The organism is Aliiroseovarius sediminilitoris (genome assembly GCF_900109955.1).
Taxonomy (GTDB): Bacteria; Pseudomonadota; Alphaproteobacteria; order Rhodobacterales; family Rhodobacteraceae; genus Aliiroseovarius; species Aliiroseovarius sediminilitoris.
In genome coordinates, this window is sequence record NZ_FOJB01000001.1 from 302,660 (window position 1) to 319,514 (window position 16,855).

Consider the following 16,855-nt stretch of genomic DNA (forward strand, 5'->3'; position numbering starts at 1 on the left):
TCAGGTTTCCAGCTTTTCCCGAAGCTGATACAGAAGGTTCAGCGCCTCGATCGGGCTTAAGCTGTCGGGCTGAATATCGGCCAGAGCCTGCTCGATCTCTGACGGGCCGCTTGCGGCGGTCTGCTTCGGGGCGGGCATGGCGGCGAACAGCGGAAGGTCATCTATCAAGGCCTTTTGCCCGGTGCCTTCACGCTCGCCTTTTTCCAGCGCTTCCAGAACCGTGTTGGCGCGGGCAATCACGCTGTCGGGCAGTCCCGCCAGCTTGGCGACTTGAACCCCATAGGAGCGGTCCGCCGCGCCTTTGTGCACTTCGTGCAGAAAGATGACGTCGCCTTCCCATTCCTTCACGGCAATCGTGGCGTTTTCCACACCGTCCAGCTTGGCGGCAAGCTGTGTCATTTCGTGATAATGCGTGGCGAACAGGGCGCGACACTGGTTTACATCGTGCAAGTGCTCAAGTGTGGCCCAGGCAATCGACAACCCGTCATAGGTCGCGGTGCCGCGTCCGATTTCATCCAGGATCACCAATGCCCGGTCGTTTGCTTGGTTCAAGATCGCAGCGGTTTCGACCATTTCAACCATGAAGGTGGACCGGCCCCGCGCCAGATCATCCGACGCCCCCACGCGGCTGAACAATTGTGACACAATGCCGATATGGGCAGACTTCGCAGGCACATAACTGCCGCTTTGCGCCAGCAGGGCGATCAATGCGTTCTGCCGCAGAAAGGTTGATTTACCGGCCATGTTGGGACCGGTCAGCAGCCAGATATCGGCATCGCGCTCTCCGTTGGACAAACGACAATCATTGGCGACAAATGGATCACCCGACCGCTTCAACGCAGCTTCGACCACGGGGTGACGCCCGGCCTGCACGTCGAAAACGCGACTTTCATCTACTGTCGGGGCGGTCCAGTTTTCGGATCGGGCGAGCGTTGCAAAACCTGCGGCCACATCCAGTTCAGCCAAGGCGCGGGCGGTGTTCGCAATCTCGGCGGCCTGGGTCAAAACTTCCGCAACCAAGGTGGAATAGAGACGCTTTTCGATCTCCAATGCCCGATTGCCCGCATTCAAAATCTTGGTTTCCATATCGCTGAGCGCAACCGTAGTAAACCGCACCGCATTGGCCGTGGTCTGGCGGTGGATGTAGTGTTCTGACAGCGGAGCGCCAAGCATCTTCTGCGCGTGGGTGGCGGTTGTCTCGATGAAATAACCCAACACGTTGTTGTGTTTGATTTTCAGGCTGCTGATGCCGGTATGGTCCGCATATTGGGCTTGCATACCGGCGATCACGCCGCGCCCCTCGTCGCGAAGCTGGCGCGCTTCGTCCAGATCAGCGTCATAGCCCGGTGCGATAAACCCGCCATCGCGGGCCAGAAGGGGCGGCTCGGCAACCAGCGCCTCACCCAGCAGATGCTTCAGGGCGTCATGCCCGGTCAACGCGCTTGCGGCGTCGGAAAGATTGTCGGGCAAATCCCGATCAGAAAGCATTGTGGCGATGTCTTCCGCCGCGGCGATCCCGCTGCGAATGGCTGTCAGATCGCGCGGGCCGCCACGATCCAGACCAAGGCGCGACAAGGCGCGGTCGATGTCGGGCACTTTGCGCAGCGCAGCCCGGACATCTTCGGTCAACCGGGACGCCTCTTTGAAAAACGTCACGCCATCCAGCCGCGCACGGATTTCCGCCAGATCGCAAGAGGGGCTGGACAGTCGCCGTTCGAGCAACCGCCCACCACCCGCCGTCGCGGTCCGGTCGATCACGGACAGCAGCGACCCGTCCCGCCCACCGGACAAGCTGTGGGTCAGCTCCAGATTGCGCCGGGTGGCGGCGTCGATTTGCATCGTGCCATGTGCCATTTCGCGCACCGGCGGGCGCAGCAGCGGCAGCTTCCCTTTCTGGGTAATGTCGAGGTATTCGACGATGGCACCCATCGCGCCCATTTCGGCACGAGAGAATGTGCCAAAGGCGTCCAGCGACCCGACTTTGAACAGATCCAGCAGGCGCTTTTCCCCGCTGGCGCTGTCAAATGCTGCGCGTCCTAAATCGGTGCCGTCTGCGCCGGACTCAGAGACTAATTCACCCAATTCCGCGCTGAGATCGTCGCAGACCACCAATTCGCGCGGCGCTAAGCGCGCCAGTTCGGGGGACAGCCGCGTTCGATTGGATGGCATTACGCGAAACGCCCCGGTCGAGATATCGACCCACGCCAGCGCGGCGTCATCGCGCACTTCGTTATAGGCAGCCAGGAAGTTGTGGCGGCGGGCGTCCAGCAGACTTTCCTCGGTCAAGGTGCCGGGTGTGACCAGCCGAACGACGTCGCGCCTCACCACGGATTTCGATCCGCGCTTCTTGGCTTCGGCGGGGTCCTCCATCTGTTCGCAAACGGCGACCCGAAACCCTTTGCGGATCAGTGTCAGCAGATAGCCTTCGGCGGAATGAACAGGCACACCGCACATCGGGATGTCGTCACCCAGATGTTTACCCCGCTTGGTCAGGGCGATGTCCAGTGCGGCGGCGGCGGCAACGGCGTCGTCGAAGAACAGTTCGTAAAAATCGCCCATGCGATAGAACAAAAGGGCGTCGGGATAGCCATTCTTGATCTCAAGAAATTGCGCCATCATCGGCGTCACTTTGGCCGTCTTGTCGCTCACCTTCGGTCCCCCGTGTTCCGGTTTGCGCCAGACTATGGCCTTCACTTCCCGGACGAAAGGGGCATCAGGTGTTTTTGCGGCGCGAGACCCAGTTCCAGCTTGAGGCGCACATCTCATCCAGACCCAATTCCGCCTTGAAACCCAGGGTTTGCTCGGCCAGCTGCGTATCACCATAGACGCAAGCGACATCCCCGGCGCGGCGCGGGGCTATGCGGTAACGCAGTGTACGACCGGCGGCGCGCTCGTAGGCGCGCAGAACGTCCAGCACGGAATAACCGGTGCCGGTGCCAAGGTTCACCACATGGCCCGCGCCCGATGCCAGCAGCGCATCCAGCGACTGCACATGGCCGCGCGCCAGGTCCATCACATGGATATAGTCGCGAACACCGGTGCCGTCGGGCGTGTCATAGTCGTCGCCCCAGATCGAAAGCTGTTCCAGTTCGCCGGTGGCGACCTTTGCAATATAGGGCACCAGGTTGTTCGGAATGTCGTTGGGATCTTCGCCAATTAACCCGGTTTCATGCGCGCCGACCGGGTTGAAGTATCGAAGAACGCCAAACGCCCAGCGGTCATCCGATGCGGCAATCTGTTCCAGCGATTGTTCGCAGACCAGCTTCGTGAAGCCATAGGGGTTGTTGAAGCTGCGCGGCGCGGTCTCGTCGACCGGAAGGCGGGCAGGCTCACCATACACCGTCGCTGACGACGAAAAGACCAACGAGAATAATTCGGCCCGCTGCATTGCGCCCAGCAGGGAATAAAGCCCAACAATGTTCGTGTTCAGATAGTCCAGCGGCTTGTCAACGCTTTCCCCCACAGCCTTCAGCGCGGCGAAATGGATGACGGCCTGTATAGCGTGTTCGGAAAAGATGCGGTCCAGCAACGCGCCGTCCAAAACGTCGCCGACCACATGTTCGACGGGTGCGCCGGTGATGATCTCAAGCCGGTCAATCACGTCTTGGCGCGCGTTCGAGAAATTGTCGAGGATGACGGCCTCATACCCTGCGGCCTTCAGGGCGACATATGTGTGCGACCCGATGAACCCGGCGCCGCCTGTCAGCAGAATCTTTTGAACCACGTGAAACCTCTTGTCCGTTGAAGCAGGTATAGGCTGGCTGCAAGAAAAAGGCACGCGGGAACCGAAGTGGTGAGGATGGGGGGCCAAGATGGCGCTAACATTCGGGTTATTGCTGGCCAACTCTTCATTGGTTTCTATAAATTGCAACAATCTGGCGTCAAACGACATAAAATTGCTTGGATAGCGGTTGAGGCCACCGCTCACCCCTTGTATGGGTTGGGCGTTCCAACCACTTCAAAAAGGCCGTAATTCATGCCCAAAGCCAAGATCACGTCGGAAGAGGCGCTTGCCTTCCATTTGGACCCCATGCCGGGCAAATTCGAAGTCACCCCCTCGGTCCCCATGACGACCCAGCGCGATCTGTCTTTGGCCTATAGCCCCGGTGTGGCCGTGCCATGCGAAGCCATCGCGGCCGATCCTCAGACGGCTTATGACTATACGAACAAAGGCAACCTTGTCGCGGTGATTTCGAATGGGACGGCGGTTCTGGGGCTGGGCAATCTTGGTGCCTTGGCGTCAAAACCTGTGATGGAAGGCAAGGCGGTGCTGTTCAAGCGGTTCGCCGACGTGAACTCGATCGATATCGAGCTGGATACCGAAGATCCCGAGGCCTTCATCGACGCGGTCAAACTCATGGGGCCGACTTTTGGCGGCATCAATCTTGAAGATATCAAGGCACCGGAATGCTTCATCATCGAGCAACGATTGAAAGAGGATATGGACATTCCGGTCTTTCACGATGACCAACACGGCACGGCGGTGATCTGTGCGGCGGGGTTGATGAACGCGCTGCATCTGTCCGGCAAGAAGATCGAGGATTGCCGGATCGTTCTGAACGGCGCGGGTGCCGCCGGGATTGCCTGCATTGAACTGATCAAGGCCATGGGCGCCAAGCATGACAATTGCATCGTTTGTGACACAAAAGGCGTCATCTATCAGGGTCGCAAGGATGGCATGAACCAATGGAAATCCGCCCACGCCGCCAATACCGACCTGCGCACGCTGGAAGAGGCGATGAAGGGCGCGGATGTGTTTTTGGGCGTGTCGGTCAAGGGGGCGGTGACGCAGGGCATGGTCGCCTCGATGGCCGACAACCCGGTGATATTCGCGATGGCCAACCCGGACCCGGAGATCACGCCCGAAGAAGCGCATGAGGTGCGCAATGATGCCATTGTCGCCACCGGACGGTCGGACTATCCCAACCAGGTGAACAACGTGTTGGGTTTTCCCTATCTGTTTCGTGGGGCGCTGGACATCAACGCCCGCGCGATCAATGACGAGATGAAGATCGCCTGCGCCCGTGCGCTTGCCGAACTGGCGCGCGAGGATGTGCCGGACGAGGTCGCGATGGCTTACGGCAAGAAGCTGACTTTCGGGCGCGATTACATCATCCCGACGCCCTTTGATCCGCGCTTGATTTATGTTGTGCCGCCGGCTGTGGCGCGGGCCGGGATGGTCACGGGCGTTGCGCGTCGTCCGATCATCGACATGGATGGCTATGAACAAAGCCTGAAGGCACGGATGGATCCGACCGCCTCGATCCTGCGCGGGATCACGGCGCGGGCGCGTAAGAATCAGGCTACGATGATCTTTGCCGAAGGTGATACGCCGCAGGTGTTGCGGGCTGCGGTTCAGTACCAGCGCAATGGCTATGGTCGTGCCCTTGTGGTTGGTCGCGAAGAGGATGTGAAAGCCAAGCTGGAAGCTGAAGGGCTGGGCGATGCGGTGCGCGAGCTGCACGTGGTGAACGCGGCGAACACAGATCAAATGCCTCAATACAAAGAGTTCTTGTATGAGCGGCTGCAACGCAATGGTTTTGATCGCCACGACATCAACCGGTTGGCGGCTCGCGACCGGCATGTCTTTGCGGGACTGATGCTGGCGCATGGGCATGGGGACGGGCTGATCACCGGGGCGACGCGCAAATCGGCCTATATTCTGGACCGGATCAACCATGTCTTTGACGCCCGCGCGACGGACGGAGCCGTAGGTGTCACCGCCTTGCTGCACAAAGGGCGGATCGTCCTGATTGCCGATACGCTGGTGCATGAATGGCCCGAGACCGAGGACCTGGCCAATATCGCCGTGCGCGCCGCGGCCGTCGCGCGCGGTCTTGGGCTTGAGCCGCGGGTGGCCTTTGTCAGCTTCTCGACCTTTGGCTATCCCAAGTCCGAGCGGGCCGAGAAAATGCACGAAGCCCCCGCCATTCTGGAAGCGCGCGGGGTCGATTTTGAGTTTGATGGCGAAATGACCGTCGATGTCGCCCTGAACGCAGACGTGATGGCGCATTACCCGTTCTGTCGTCTGTCGGGTCCCGCCAACGTGCTGGTGGTGCCCGCGCGGCATTCGGCGTCAATCTCGGTCAAGATGATGCAGGAGTTGGCGGGTGCGACAGTGATTGGCCCGATCCTGTCGGGCATTGATCAACCGATCCAGATTTGCTCGACCAATTCCACCTCGAACGACATTCTGAACATGGCGGTCTTGGCGGCGGCGCGGTTGGGCGAGAGATAACCTCAGCCGTTTGACCGGAATTGTCTCATGCCTTTATCGTGGGGCATGGGATATGTTAAAACTCATTGGCGTGGACAGCAGCCCCTGAACCGCTCGTTCTGGGTCAATGGTGTTCTGTTGCGCCTGGGTGCCTACGGTGGTCTTGCGTTGTTGACCTGGGCGCAGCCCTTACCCAAAATCTTCCTGTTTGCCGCAGTCGCGGCCGATTTGATCGTGATGATCTGGCAGTCTGTCGGTTACTTTCGTGCGGCAGAGCACAACCTGTCAGGGTCCAGTTCGATGCTGCCGTTGTGGGGCGGAATGGTCGCGTTGATCGTGGCGGTCGCGGTCATGCTGTCACAGTGGTGGGGTCTGGTGCTGGCCGCCAATGCGCCGCCAGCGGAAGAACTTTATTCCGTCAAAATGGAACGGATGCGCGCCGCGCAATATGTGCTGACCGTGGATGATGCCCGCAGCGCGGTGACGTTTAAGGGCGATCTGACACATGGGGTCACGAAGCGGATGGCGGCGATTCTGGCGGAAAACGCCGGGCCTTCTACCGTTTATCTGGACAGTTCAGGCGGCAATATCTTTGAGGCACGCGGGCTGGCAAAGCTGATCACTTCAGCCAGGCTAGACACACATGTCGAAGAAAATTGTAGCTCGGCCTGCACAATCGTGTTTATCGCCGGGGCAACGCGAACCGCTGATCCAGATGCGCAGCTGGGCTTTCATGGCTATGCGCTGATGGACGCGGCAAAGCTGCCCCAGTTCGACATCGCAGAAGAACAAGAGCGTGACCGGTTGTTCTTCGTGCAGCAGGGGGTCAGCGATGAATTCGCCGCGCGCATCTATAACAGCCCGAACCGATCCATCTGGTTTCCCGCGCGTGATGAATTGCTCCGCGCCAATGTGTTGACCCAGGAATCCCAGCGCAAATAAGAACACCCCGCCAAGATATGACGGAGTGTTCTGGCTTTGCAGCGCAGAAGGTTAACCGATGATGGCGTTCAGCGTGGCGCTGGGCCGCATCACTTTCGCCTTTTTCTCAACGCTCGGGTGGTAATAGCCACCGATATCGGCGGCCGGACCCTGAACCGCAGCAAGCTCGGTCAAAATTGCCTGTTCGCCGTCGGCCAAAGCTTTTGCGATGGGGGCAAACTCCGCCGCGATTTCAGCATCGTCGGTTTGCGCCGCCAGCGCCTCGGCCCAGTAGCGGGCAAACCAATAGTGGCTGTCGCGGTTGTCCGGCTCGCCCACCTTGCGCGACGGCGAGCGGTTGTTGTCCAGAATGCCCTGTGTGGCATCTTCGGCTGCACGACCCAGAACACCCGCCTTGGCGTTGCCTTTCGCATCGGCCAGGAAGTTCAGGCTTTCGCCCAGTGCGCAGAATTCACCCATTGAATCCCAACGCAGATGGTTTTCTTCGACCAGTTGCTGAACGTGTTTGGGGGCAGATCCGCCCGCACCGGTTTCAAACAGCCCGCCGCCCTGCATCAGCTTCACGATCGACAGCATCTTGGCCGAGGTGCCAAGCTCCAAAATCGGGAACAGGTCGGTCAGATAGTCACGCAGAACGTTGCCTGTGATGGCGATCGAATCCTTGCCCGCGGTGATGGTTTCCAGCGATTGGCGGGTCGCTTCGCGCGGTGCCATGATCTGGAACTTATCGGCGACCCCGGCTGTTTTCAGCGCGGGTTCGACGTATTTGATCAGCTCGGCGTCATGGGCGCGGTTTGCATCCAGCCAGAAGATCGATTCAGACCCGGTCAGGCGTTGGCGGTCCATCGCAAGCTCGATCCAGTTTTCAATCGGCGCTTTCTTGACGGTGCAGGCGCGCCAGATATCTCCGGCTTCGACATTGTGCGAATGCAGGGTGTCACCGTTGGCCAGAACAATGCGAATGATGCCGTCTGCGGGGGCTTCGAAGGTTGTGGGGTGCGAGCCATATTCTTCGGCTTTCTGCGCCATTAGACCCACATTTGCGACGGCGCCGGCGGTGGTGACATCCAACTTTCCGTTCTCTTTGAAAAAGTTGATCGCTTCGTCATAGACGGTTGCATAACACCGGTCAGGGATCACGCAGTTGGTGTCGCCCTTTTTGCCTGCCGCGTCCCAGCCCTTGCCGCCTGCGCGGATCACGGCGGGCATCGAGGCGTCGATGATCACGTCCGATGGCACATGCAGGTTGGTGATGCCCTTGTCCGAATCGACCATATACATCGCTGGCCGTTCAGCAGTTACAGCCTTAATCGCGGCCATGATTTCGGCATCGTTTTCGACGCGTTCCAGCAAGTCGCCCATACCGGAGTTCGGGTTGACGCCCAGCGCCTCCAACCTACCGCCAAACTTGTCGAACACGGGTGCAAGCCAGGCCTTAACGGCGTGACCAAAGATAATCGGGTCCGAGACCTTCATCATCGTCGCTTTCATGTGAAGCGAGAACATGGTGCCATCTTTTTTGGTGTCTGCAATGGCGTCGGCAAGGAATGAACCCAGCGCGCGGGCCGACATGAACGTGGCGTCTGCAATTGTGCCTTCGTCCAGCGTCCAGCCGTCTTTCAGAACGGTAACGCTTCCGTCTTTGCCAACAAATTCGATCTTTGCATCACCGGCTTGCGTCGCGGTGATGGTCGCGGACTTCTCGTTCGCATAGAAATCATTGCCGGGCATGGACGAGACCTTGGTCTTGCTGTCTGACGACCAGTCACCCATCGAATGCGGGTTTTTCTGGGCGAAGTTCTTTACGGCCTTGGCTGCGCGACGGTCGGAATTGCCTTCGCGCAGAACCGGGTTCACCGCCGAACCCTTGATTGCGTCGTAACGGGCGCGGATGGCTTTCTCTTCGTCGGTCCTGGGTTCTTCGGGATAGTCTGGCAGTTTGTAGCCCTGCGCCTGAAGCTCTTCCACCGCGGCCACAAGTTGCGGCACCGACGCCGAGATGTTGGGCAGCTTGATGACGTTGGCATCAGGCGTTTTCACCAGCTTGCCAAGCTCGGCCAGATCGTCGGGTTGGCGTTGATCTTCGGTCAGGTTTTCCGGGAAAGTCGCGATGATGCGCGCGGCAAGCGAAATGTCTTTGGTGCCAACAGTCACACCCGCTGCGGACGCAAAACGCTTGATGATTGGCAGAAACGAAGCGCTGGCCAGCTCGGGCGCTTCGTCTACAATGGTATACAGAATGTCAGGTTGCGATGTATCGGTCATGTCAGGACACCTCATTTTTCGCGGAGAGTTTCACCGAAGGGCCAACGCCCCAACCGGTGAAAGGTGAAATTTCCCCACCCACATACACAAGATTGATGCAGAAAAAAAGGGTGGGGCGCTAACAGTTGCCACAAATGGGATCGAAGATCAGACCACGCGCCCATTTGCGTGATTGGAAACGCTACAGCCGGTCCATGATCGCGTCGGCAATCGACATGGTATTGCCGGTGCCACCCAGATCTGGGGTGACGCGGTCTTTGGCTTGAACAGTCTCTATCACAGCCTTTTTCAGGCGGCCCGCTTCGTCGTTCAGGCCAACATGTTCCAGCATCAGGCCCGCCGCCATCAGGAAGGCGCAGGGGTTGGCTTTCTGCTGACCGGCAATGTCGGGGGCGGAGCCGTGGACGGCCTCGAAAATCGCGGCGTCTTTACCGATATTGGCTCCGGGGGCCAGCCCCAACCCGCCAACCAGACCGGCGGCCAGGTCGGACAGGATGTCGCCGAACAGGTTGGTGGTGACGATCACGTCAAACGCTTCGGGATACATCACCATCTGCATGGCGCAGGCATCCACGATGCGCTCGTCGCAATCCACGCGTCCTTCGTATTCTTTCGCGACCTCGCGTGCCTCTTCCAGAAACATACCCGACAGCAGCTTCAGGATATTGGCCTTGTGCACGATCGAGACTTTCTTGCGCCCGTTGGCGACGGCATAGTCGAACGCAGCGCGTGTGATCCGGCGCGCTTCTTGCTTGGTGTTATAACCGGTGGAATAGACTTTACCTTGTGGGTCGCCATCATGCTCCATGTATCCTTCGTCGGCGATGTAATAGCCTTCAAGGTTCTCGCGGAAGATCACCATATCGATATTGTCATACCGCCCATCGGTCTTGATCGTCTTGGTGGGGCGCACGTTGGCGAACAGCTCGAACTCCTGACGCAGTTGCAGGTTGATCGACTTGAAGCCACCGCCGACCGGAGTGGTCAATGGGCCTTTCAGCGCCAGTTTGGTGCGGTGGATGCTGTCGATGGTTGCTTGCGGCAGCGGGTCGCCGGACGCATCAATGCCGGCCATACCTGCTTGCTGCACGTCCCACTCAAACGGCTTGCCCATATGGTCAAGGATGGCAGTGACGGCTTGTGTGATTTCGGGGCCGATACCGTCGCCGGGAATCAGGGTTGCTTGGATCTTGGTGGTCATGGTTATCTCCAGGCTTTTTGCGCGTTCCCTGCTCACTTAAACGGTATACAATGGAATACAAGCAGAAAGTCAAATTCACCACCTCGAATAAATCGGGGGTAATCGCAGTCCAGCCTAGCTTTCCCTTGTGATAACTGTCCAGCGCAATAGGCTACCCACAAAACGGGAGGGCACCTTGGCAATCTATAATCTGGGATCCATCAATATCGACCATTTTTACGAGGTGGACCACCTGCCGATGCCGGGCGAGACACTTGCGTCGTCGGGTTATCGTGTGGGGCTGGGCGGCAAGGGCGCGAACCAGTCCATCGCCGCCGCGCTTGCGGGTGCGCCCGTGCACCATATCGGTGCCATTGGAGAGGAAGGCGGATGGTGCAAGACCCGCTTGTCCAACGCGGGTGTTGATACTGATCTCGTCGCCACGGTCCCCACAGCCACAGGGCACGCCAATATCTGTATTGATACGGCTGGGGAGAACTTGATCATTCTCTATTCCGGCGCAAATGCACATATATCAGACACTCAAATCGGTGAAGCGTTGGGCCAGGCTGTGCCGGACGACTATCTTGTTCTGCAAAACGAAACCTGCCTGACATACGAGGCCGCCCTGATCGCGCGCGCGTGTGGCGTATTCGTTGTTTACTCTGCCGCACCCTTCGATGCATCTCGCGCAATCCAGATGCTGCCCGTCGTCGACCTTCTTGTGGTGAACGAGGTTGAGGCCGAACAACTGTCGAGCGCGCTGGGCGTTGAGGTCGATGATATTGAGGTGCCCAACCTGCTAATCACGCGGGGAGCGAATGGCGCTGTCTGGCGGGTTGGTGCAACGGGCGAACACATCTATGCGGACGCGTTCAAGGTCGATCCGGTAGATACAACCGGTGCCGGCGATTGCTTTGTCGGAAATACGGTCGCTGCGCTGGATCATGGGATGACCATCCCTGACGCGATCCGGTTTGGCGCGGCGGCGTCGGCCATTCAGGTCACGCGCCACGGCACGGCGGACGCGATGCCAAACCGGGCCGAGGTTGTTGCGTTCCTGGCAGAAAGAGGCTCTGATTAACCTCTCAGCAATTGGCCCAGACGCATCGCAATCGAGACATCGCCAGACACTTTGATCTTGCCCATAGCAAAGGCGCTGATCGGGTTCAGCTTGCCTGCCATGAGCTTTTCAAGATTATCACGCGTCATCGAAATTGTGCAGGCTGTGTCCGTATCGTCGCGTGACACCGCACCGTCGCGCAATATGATGACACCATCGTCACCGCAATCCAGCTTGAGGCTTTCGTCGAACGGCCGCTTCTTCAGGCCGCGTTCAATCTTTTCGGCAATCGGGGTCAATGGCATCCGGGTCTCCAAGCAAATAAACGCCCCCGCTTGATACGAGGGCGTTCAGTTTCGGTCCACGGTGACGTGGCGCGAGGTTACTTGAAGCGGCGGTTACGCATCGCGATCAGCTTCAGACGCAGCGCATTCAGTTGGATGAAACCTGCCGCGTCTTTCTGGTCATACGCGCCCATGTCTTCCTCGAAGGTCACATGCTCTTCGGAATAAAGCGAATGATCAGACCAGCGACCCACAACGCGGGCCAACCCCTTGTAAAGCTTCATGCGCACCGTGCCGGTCACGTGATCCTGGCTGGCGTCGATGGCAGCTTGCAGCATTTCGCGCTCGGGGCTGAACCAGTATCCATTGTAAATCAGCTCGGCATATTTCGGCATCAGTTCGTCTTTCAGATGCATCGCGCCTCGGTCCATCGTGATCGATTCAATCCCGCGATGGGCGTCCAGCAGGATGGTGCCGCCGGGGGTTTCATAAATCCCGCGCGACTTCATCCCGACATAACGGCCTTCAACCAGATCAAGACGGCCGATGCCATGCTTGCGGCCATATTCGTTCAGTTCGGTCAGGACGGTTGCGGGGGACATGTCCACGCCGTTGATCGACACTGCGTCGCCCTTCTCGAACCCAATTTCGATGAATTCGGGTGTGTCAGGGGCATCTTCTGGATGCACGGAGCGCTGATAGACATAATCAGGTGCGTCCTCGGCGGGATCTTCCAGCACTTTGCCCTCGGACGAGGTGTGCAGAAGGTTCGCGTCAACCGAGAACGGGGCCTCGCCACGTTTGTCTTTGGCCACCGGGATCTGGTGCTGCTCGGCAAATTCCAGAAGACGTGTGCGCGAGCCAAGATCCCACTCACGCCACGGGGCGATTACTTTGATTTCCGGGTTCAGCGCATAGGCCGCCAGCTCAAAGCGCACCTGATCGTTGCCCTTGCCCGTGGCACCGTGGCTGACGGCATCCGCGCCGTGCTCTTCCGCGATCTCAACCAAGCGTTTGGAGATCAGCGGGCGCGCGATGGATGTCCCCAGAAGATACAGACCTTCATACTGCGCGTTGGCGCGGAACATGGGAAACACATAGTCGCGCACGAACTCTTCACGCAGGTCTTCGATGTGGATGTTTTCCGGCTTGATGCCCAGCATCTCGGCCTTCTTGCGTGCCGGCTCCAGCTCTTCGCCCTGACCAAGATCAGCGGTGAAGGTAATCACTTCGCAACCATACTCGGTTTGCAGCCATTTCAGGATGATCGAGGTATCAAGACCTCCGGAATAGGCCAGGACAACTTTCTTGGGCGCGGGCATTGTTTTCTCCTACGTATCGTCTGCGCGCAGTTACCTGTTTTTATTGGTAAGAGCAAGGAGCCTTCCCACAAGCGCGGTGGAGGTATGAACCGTCAGCAAGGGCTTGAACCATTCTGATTTTCAGGTGAAGGCTGTGCCATGACCAAATTCACAGACAAAGCACACAGCGCCGAACATCTGATGCGCACGCTGTTTCCCGCAACACCCTTGCTGCGCAACGATCACCTGTCCGAGATGTATGAAGCTGATATCTGGCTGAAACGCGAGGATCTAAGCCCGGTGCGCAGCTACAAGATCCGGGGTGCGCTGAACGCGATGGCCAAGGTGCGATCGCGCAGCCCAAAGACCAGCGTATTTGTGTGCGCTTCGGCTGGAAATCACGCGCAGGGCGTGGCGTATGTTTGTCGTCATTTCGATGTGAAGGGCGTGATCTTCATGCCGGTCACGACACCGCAGCAGAAGATTGACAAGACGCGCATTTTTGGCGGCGACAACGTTGAAATCCGCCTTGTTGGTGACTATTTCGACGACACGCTGGCCGAGGCGACGCAGTTCTGTTCTGACGCTGGCGGGCATTTCCTGTCGCCCTTTGACGACCTTGATGTGATCGAAGGGCAGGCAAGCGTCGCGGCCGAAATTGTCGAGCAATTGAGCAGCCCGCCAGACATGGTCGTGTTGCCGGTCGGTGGCGGGGGGCTTTCGGCGGGCGTGAGTCGATATTTTCGCGATGTTTCATCGCAAACAGATATCAGGTTTGTTGAGCCCGCCGGGGCCGCAAGTTTGACCGCAGCTCTGGACGTCGGGGCACCGGTCAAACTGGACCGGGTTAACAATTTCGTCGACGGGGCGGCGGTGGCGCAAATCGGACAGCTTACCTTTGACGCGCTGAAAGCCACGCCTGCCGATCACGTTCTGACGGTGCCCGAGGATCGCATCTGTTCGACAATCCTTCAGATGTTGAACGTCGAAGGTGTGGTTCTGGAACCCGCTGGCGCCTTGTCAATTGATGCGCTGAAAGACCTGCGCGCCGAGGTGAAAGGCAGAACCGTAGTCTGCGTGACGTCCGGCGGCAATTTCGATTTCGAACGTTTGCCGGAAGTGAAAGAACGCAGTCAGCGATATGCGGGGGTAAAAAAATATTTCCTTTTGCGACTTCCCCAACGGCCAGGCGCGCTGAGAGACTTTCTTCAAGCGCTCGGGCCAGAGGACGATATCGCACGGTTTGAATACATGAAGAAAAGCGCACGCAACTTCGGGTCGGTTCTGATTGGCATCGAAACCAGCCGATCCGAAAATTTCGAAACGCTATATGCCCGGCTGGACGCGGGCGGTTTTGTCTATTCCGACATCACGAACGATGAAACCATCGCCGAGTTCGTGGTCTAATCACCGCTCAAAAACGCCTGCTTTGATGCGTCATAGGTTTGGAAAACGGGCGCCAGAGGAACGGCGTCATAGTTTCCGGCTGCCGCTTCCCGCTCGCCTTCGCCACACAGTTTTGACAGTTGATCAAACCCCAGATTCAAAGACGAGCTTTTCAGAAAATGCATGTCCTGTTCAAACAGATCCGGTTTCGGTGCGGATTTCAGACGGCATATCACCTCCTCCACTTCTTCCAGAAACAGAACGGCGACTTCGGCGAAGTCGTCTTCCCCGATTTCGGCTTTCAGCTCATTCACGCGAGTCCAATTGATCATTACGGCCTCCTTCTACGCTCCGGCAGTTTAGCCGCAGGCGGTTAACAAGCCGTAAGCCGCGAAGATCACGTAAAATTTTCGCTTTAAATGACTGTTAAACGACAGGCGCTAACCATTTCTGACAAAGCGAATCCTATCCGGGACATAAGTGTGAGCGCCGCAAATGCATATTTAGGTTGTGACGAGCCAACCCCAGCTGCGCCACCTGTTCAGGTGGTTGAAAATCCGGTCCGCCGGATTCTGGTGGTCGATGACAGCCGGGCGCAGCGCCGCATATTGACGTCTTCCCTGACCCGACAAGGCTATGACGTGACCGAAGCCGGAACGGGTGACGAGGCGTTGGACATCCTTGGGCGTGAGCATTTCGACCTGATTCTCAGCGATTGGATGATGCCGGGGATGGATGGGCTTGAGCTGTGCGCGGCGTTTCGCCAGCTGCCGCTTGCGGGCTATGTCTATTTCATTCTGCTGACGTCAAAAACCGACAAGGGCGCCGTCGCGCAGGGGCTGGACGTCGGGGCGGATGACTTTCTTGCAAAACCTGTCAACCCGGACGAGTTGCGCGCGCGTATCAATGCTGGTGGCCGCATCCTGTCGATGGAACGGGAGTTGCAGGATAAGAACCGGCTTGTCACCTCGACCCTTGATGAAATTCAGGCGCTTTATGACTCGCTTGACCGTGACCTTGTTGAGGCGCGGAAGATGCAGCAATCTTTGGTGCGTGAAAAATATCGCGATTTTGGCGCGGCCGAGGTGTCATTGATGCTGAAACCTTGCGGCCATGTGGGTGGCGATCTTGTCGGTTTTTTTGAGGCCGGCCCCGACACGCTTGCGTTCTACTCCATCGACGTGTCCGGGCATGGGATCGCTTCCGCATTGCTGACCGCGCGACTGGCGTCGTATTTCTCGGACGGGTCGCCAACACACAATATCGCGCTTGAGCGAGGGCCGAGCGGCGATTATCGCTGCCGCCCGCCCGAGATTGTTGCAGACGAGCTAAACAAGCTCTTGCTGAACGATCTGCGGTCCGAGCACTATTTTACGATGCTGTTCGGATATCTCGACCTGACAACCGGTGCGGTCGAGATGTCACAGTGCGGCCACCCAAATGCGGTGCGGTTGTCGACGCAGAACCGGGTGAGGTTTTTCGGGGAAGGTGGGATGCCGATTGGTCTGATCACAGATGCTCAGTTCGACCGACAACAGCTATCGCTCTTACCCGGTGAGCGGTTGATCTTCTATTCCGACGGCTTTACCGAATGCACCGACAATTCCGGCGCCATGCTGGATGAGGCTGGGTTGGCGAATATTCTTAGAAAAAACAGCGCGTTGACGAACGAGGCCCTGTTCGATGCGTTGGTCTGGGATCTCGATGCCTTTTCAGGGGGGCAGGATCTGGGGGATGATTTATCTTGCGTGATGGTCACTTACCGACCTGACCGCAGGTGATGGCGGACAAAATGGCGATCACCCTGGTTGCAGAGGATGCGTAAGGCCGTATCGAAATCGGTCCAAATGGCCTGATGATCTGGCTCCAGCGGCGCGCCGACCTGCCGGATCGGGCGGGCCGCGAAGATGTGACAAATTTTTTCCGCCCACAGGTCGTATTCTGGCATAAAGCTGAACCGGCGATACGCCCCCAGCCGTTTTGGCGCGGCGATCTTCCATCCCGTCTCCTCCATCACCTCGCGGTGCAGCGCCACAATCCCCGTTTCGCCGGGATCAATCCCGCCGCCGGGAAGCTGGAATTCGTTGAACGGCTCGGCCTGATGGGTGATCAGCATGTCGTGACCATGAACGAGAATGGCATAGGCGCCAGGCCGCAGCACGTATTTGCGCCCATGTTCCCGCTGTTTGCCAAATCTGCGCATCTGCCCTTTTCCCT

Annotated in this window: 13 protein-coding genes; 5 read left to right on the forward strand and 8 right to left on the reverse strand. The window is 58.3% G+C overall.

Annotated features, from left to right (window positions below):
* Positions 1-2,619, reverse strand: a complete 2,619-nt coding sequence (mutS, locus tag BMY55_RS01460) for a DNA mismatch repair protein MutS (protein ID WP_091431917.1) — start codon at positions 2,617-2,619, stop codon at positions 1-3.
* A gap of 94 nt (positions 2,620-2,713) precedes the next feature.
* Positions 2,714-3,724 (reverse strand): UDP-glucose 4-epimerase GalE, encoded by a 1,011-nt coding sequence (galE, locus tag BMY55_RS01465; RefSeq protein ID WP_245744619.1) that lies wholly within the window; start codon positions 3,722-3,724, stop codon positions 2,714-2,716.
* A gap of 252 nt (positions 3,725-3,976) precedes the next feature.
* Here galE and BMY55_RS01470 point away from each other — a divergent pair, with 252 nt between their 5' ends.
* Together BMY55_RS01470 and BMY55_RS01475 are read left to right on the forward strand one after the other, a co-directional pair.
* Positions 3,977-6,238, forward strand: coding sequence for an NADP-dependent malic enzyme (locus BMY55_RS01470; protein WP_091427655.1), 2,262 nt, complete (start codon positions 3,977-3,979; stop codon positions 6,236-6,238).
* Positions 6,239-6,283: 45 nt separating this feature from the next.
* Positions 6,284-7,159, forward strand: coding sequence for a COG3904 family protein (locus tag BMY55_RS01475; RefSeq protein ID WP_091427657.1), 876 nt, complete (start codon positions 6,284-6,286; stop codon positions 7,157-7,159).
* A 51-nt stretch (positions 7,160-7,210) separates the two neighbouring features.
* Here the strand turns inward: BMY55_RS01475 and BMY55_RS01480 are convergent, their stop codons facing one another.
* Both BMY55_RS01480 and BMY55_RS01485 read right to left on the reverse strand, forming a co-directional pair.
* Positions 7,211-9,424: an NADP-dependent isocitrate dehydrogenase gene (locus BMY55_RS01480; RefSeq protein ID WP_091427659.1), complete on the reverse strand. Its 2,214-nt coding sequence runs from the start codon at positions 9,422-9,424 to the stop codon at positions 7,211-7,213.
* A 181-nt stretch (positions 9,425-9,605) separates the two neighbouring features.
* Positions 9,606-10,625 carry an isocitrate/isopropylmalate dehydrogenase family protein gene (locus tag BMY55_RS01485; RefSeq protein WP_091431919.1) on the reverse strand — a complete coding sequence of 340 codons (1,020 nt, stop codon included), beginning with the start codon at positions 10,623-10,625 and terminating at the stop codon, positions 9,606-9,608.
* 175 nt (positions 10,626-10,800) lie between these two features.
* Here BMY55_RS01485 and BMY55_RS01490 point away from each other — a divergent pair, with 175 nt between their 5' ends.
* The gene (locus BMY55_RS01490) at positions 10,801-11,688 is read left to right on the forward strand and encodes a ribokinase (RefSeq protein WP_091427661.1); all 888 of its coding nucleotides are present in this window, start codon (positions 10,801-10,803) and stop codon (positions 11,686-11,688) included.
* On the opposite strand, the gene BMY55_RS01495 is transcribed toward BMY55_RS01490, so the two are convergent.
* Positions 11,685-11,972: an SCP2 sterol-binding domain-containing protein gene (locus BMY55_RS01495; protein ID WP_091427663.1), complete on the reverse strand. Its 288-nt coding sequence runs from the start codon at positions 11,970-11,972 to the stop codon at positions 11,685-11,687. The two genes, BMY55_RS01490 and BMY55_RS01495, sit on opposite strands and share 4 nt — an antisense overlap.
* 77 nt (positions 11,973-12,049) lie before the next feature.
* A complete protein-coding gene (locus tag BMY55_RS01500; RefSeq protein WP_091427665.1) occupies positions 12,050-13,273 on the reverse strand; it encodes an argininosuccinate synthase in 1,224 nt (407 codons plus the stop codon).
* A gap of 138 nt (positions 13,274-13,411) precedes the next feature.
* On the opposite strand from BMY55_RS01500, the gene ilvA reads away from it, so the two are divergent.
* Positions 13,412-14,659 (forward strand): threonine ammonia-lyase IlvA, encoded by a 1,248-nt coding sequence (gene ilvA / locus BMY55_RS01505; protein ID WP_091427667.1) that lies wholly within the window; start codon positions 13,412-13,414, stop codon positions 14,657-14,659.
* On the opposite strand, the gene BMY55_RS01510 is transcribed toward ilvA, so the two are convergent.
* Entirely contained in the window at positions 14,656-14,970 is a 315-nt protein-coding gene (locus BMY55_RS01510) for an Hpt domain-containing protein (protein WP_091427669.1), read from the reverse strand. The two genes, ilvA and BMY55_RS01510, sit on opposite strands and share 4 nt — an antisense overlap.
* Positions 14,971-15,120: 150 nt before the next feature.
* Between BMY55_RS01510 and BMY55_RS01515 the strand changes: the two genes are divergently transcribed.
* A complete protein-coding gene (locus tag BMY55_RS01515) occupies positions 15,121-16,419 on the forward strand; it encodes a PP2C family protein-serine/threonine phosphatase (RefSeq protein WP_245744620.1) in 1,299 nt (432 codons plus the stop codon).
* Here the strand turns inward: BMY55_RS01515 and BMY55_RS01520 are convergent.
* Positions 16,398-16,841 carry an NUDIX hydrolase gene (locus tag BMY55_RS01520; RefSeq protein WP_091427672.1) on the reverse strand — a complete coding sequence of 148 codons (444 nt, stop codon included), beginning with the start codon at positions 16,839-16,841 and terminating at the stop codon, positions 16,398-16,400. The genes BMY55_RS01515 and BMY55_RS01520 overlap by 22 nt on opposite strands.
* Positions 16,842-16,855: the final 14 nt, after the last annotated feature.

Excerpts from the sequence above, each read along its gene's own strand:
- BMY55_RS01470 (WP_091427655.1), top strand. The coding sequence starts at position 3,977 with ATGCCCAAAGCCAAGATCACGTCGGAAGAGGCGCTTGCCTTCCATTTG.
- BMY55_RS01485 (WP_091431919.1), bottom strand. The coding sequence starts at position 10,625 with ATGACCACCAAGATCCAAGCAACCCTGATTCCCGGCGACGGTATCGGC.
- BMY55_RS01510 (WP_091427669.1), bottom strand. The coding sequence starts at position 14,970 with ATGATCAATTGGACTCGCGTGAATGAGCTGAAAGCCGAAATCGGGGAA.
- BMY55_RS01475 (WP_091427657.1), top strand. The coding sequence starts at position 6,284 with ATGGGATATGTTAAAACTCATTGGCGTGGACAGCAGCCCCTGAACCGC.
- BMY55_RS01480 (WP_091427659.1), bottom strand. The coding sequence starts at position 9,424 with ATGACCGATACATCGCAACCTGACATTCTGTATACCATTGTAGACGAA.
- BMY55_RS01520 (WP_091427672.1), bottom strand. The coding sequence starts at position 16,841 with ATGCGCAGATTTGGCAAACAGCGGGAACATGGGCGCAAATACGTGCTG.
- BMY55_RS01495 (WP_091427663.1), bottom strand. The coding sequence starts at position 11,972 with ATGCCATTGACCCCGATTGCCGAAAAGATTGAACGCGGCCTGAAGAAG.
- ilvA (WP_091427667.1), top strand. The coding sequence starts at position 13,412 with ATGACCAAATTCACAGACAAAGCACACAGCGCCGAACATCTGATGCGC.
- BMY55_RS01500 (WP_091427665.1), bottom strand. The coding sequence starts at position 13,273 with ATGCCCGCGCCCAAGAAAGTTGTCCTGGCCTATTCCGGAGGTCTTGAT.
- mutS (WP_091431917.1), bottom strand. The coding sequence starts at position 2,619 with ATGATGGCGCAATTTCTTGAGATCAAGAATGGCTATCCCGACGCCCTT.